Source organism: Bacillus sp. CFBP9009 (genome assembly GCF_036541465.1).
Lineage (GTDB): Bacteria > Bacillota > Bacilli > Bacillales > DSM-1321 > Peribacillus.
This window is the reverse complement of sequence record NZ_JAZHFU010000047.1, coordinates 1-1,078: the sequence shown is the minus strand read 5'-3', so window position 1 is coordinate 1,078 and position 1,078 is coordinate 1. Positions and strand designations below refer to the sequence as shown.

9 tRNA genes and 1 rRNA gene are annotated in these 1,078 nt (G+C 49.7%); all 10 read right to left on the bottom strand.

Annotation, left to right across the window (positions count from 1 at the left end):
• Positions 1–161: 161 nt before the first annotated feature.
• A tRNA-Ala gene (locus V3595_RS28650) sits at positions 162–237 on the bottom strand.
• 10 nt (positions 238–247) lie between these two features.
• Positions 248–324 (bottom strand) — tRNA-Pro (locus tag V3595_RS28645).
• Between the two features lie 9 nt (positions 325–333).
• Positions 334–410 (bottom strand) — tRNA-Arg (locus V3595_RS28640).
• A gap of 9 nt (positions 411–419) precedes the next feature.
• A tRNA-Leu gene (locus V3595_RS28635) sits at positions 420–508 on the bottom strand.
• Between the two features lie 12 nt (positions 509–520).
• A tRNA-Gly gene (locus V3595_RS28630) sits at positions 521–595 on the bottom strand.
• 5 nt (positions 596–600) lie between these two features.
• A tRNA-Leu gene (locus V3595_RS28625) sits at positions 601–682 on the bottom strand.
• Between the two features lie 9 nt (positions 683–691).
• Positions 692–767, bottom strand: a tRNA-Lys gene (locus V3595_RS28620).
• A gap of 42 nt (positions 768–809) precedes the next feature.
• Positions 810–885, bottom strand: a tRNA-Thr gene (locus V3595_RS28615).
• 11 nt (positions 886–896) lie between these two features.
• A tRNA-Val gene (locus V3595_RS28610) sits at positions 897–972 on the bottom strand.
• Between the two features lie 10 nt (positions 973–982).
• Positions 983–1,078 (bottom strand): 5S ribosomal RNA (gene rrf, locus V3595_RS28605); the annotation flags it as partial.

Below are 1,078 nucleotides of genomic sequence, written 5' to 3'. Positions count from 1 at the left end.
AGAAATGTTTGACTTGCTCATTTGCTTTTTTGATAGTGTGTGCTCACTTAAAATTTAACGTTGGCGCTTTGTTTTGTTCAGTTTTCAAAGAGCAATTTGACTCTTCTAAAAGAATCAACTTTCATATCATAACAAAGCCAAAACGGCTTGTCAAGTTTTTTTGGTGGAGCCTAGCGGGATCGAACCGCTGACCTCCTGCGTGCAAGGCAGGCGCTCTCCCAGCTGAGCTAAGGCCCCAAAAAAATAATGGTCGGGAAGACAGGATTCGAACCTGCGACCCCTTGGTCCCAAACCAAGTGCTCTACCAAGCTGAGCTACTTCCCGAATAAAATATGGTGCGCCCGGCGGGAGTCGAACCTACAACCTTCTGATTCGTAGTCAGATGCTCTATCCAATTGAGCTACGGGCGCATATTAAGATGGTGCCGAGGACCGGAATCGAACCGGTACGGTAGTCACCTACCGCAGGATTTTAAGTCCTGTGCGTCTGCCAGTTCCGCCACCCCGGCATAAATAAATAGTGGAGCGGAAGACGGGATTCGAACCCGCGACCCCAACCTTGGCAAGGTTGTATTCTACCACTGAACTACTTCCGCGAACATGCGGGTGAAGGGACTTGAACCCCCACGCCTTGCGGCGCCAGATCCTAAGTCTGGTGCGTCTGCCAATTCCGCCACACCCGCATAATAAAATGGTGAGCCATGAAGGATTCGAACCTTCGACCCTCTGATTAAAAGTCAGATGCTCTACCAACTGAGCTAATGGCTCATATAAACTATTTATATATGCTATATCAAGCTTGTATGAAAATGGTGCCGGCAAGAGGACTTGAACCCCCAACCTACTGATTACAAGTCAGTTGCTCTACCAGTTGAGCTACACCGGCAAGTGTAAAAATGGTGGAGGATGACGGGATCGAACCGCCGACCCTCTGCTTGTAAGGCAGATGCTCTCCCAGCTGAGCTAATCCTCCATATATAACTGCTTGGCGGCGTCCTACTCTCACAGGGGGAAACCCCCAACTACCATCGGCGCTGAAGAGCTTAACTGCCGTGTTCGGAATGGGAACGGGTGTGACC